The sequence below is a fragment of the Pseudoalteromonas sp. SIMBA_162 genome (assembly GCF_046535955.1).
Taxonomy (GTDB): Bacteria; Pseudomonadota; Gammaproteobacteria; order Enterobacterales; family Alteromonadaceae; genus Pseudoalteromonas; species Pseudoalteromonas marina.
This window is the reverse complement of sequence record NZ_JAWJBQ010000939.1, coordinates 1-247: the sequence shown is the minus strand read 5'-3', so window position 1 is coordinate 247 and position 247 is coordinate 1. Positions and strand designations below refer to the sequence as shown.

1 protein-coding gene is annotated in these 247 nt (G+C 68.8%); it reads right to left on the bottom strand.

All coding sequences use genetic code 11. The features are described 5' to 3' along the window. Positions 1-247 (bottom strand): hypothetical protein (locus tag R0J88_RS22470; RefSeq protein WP_410901239.1); only part of this gene is annotated, 247 nt, incomplete at both ends.

Genomic DNA, 247 nt, shown 5'->3' with positions numbered 1-247 from the left:
CTGTCCAGGCCGGCACCCAGAGCCTGGCCTTCCTGCCACAGGCGCGGGGCGTCATGGGCGCTGTAGCAGCTGTGGATCACCCAGCCCTGATCCTGCTCGTCGAGCAGGGCCAGGCCGAGACAGGGAATGTGCCAATAGCGGGCCAGGTCGGTGAGTTGGTCGTGGAGCACGTCCGGCAGGCGGGTCAGGTTGCACAGGCGCAACTGTTCGCTGGCCTGGGCGGCAAACACCCGGCACTGCTCGCGCC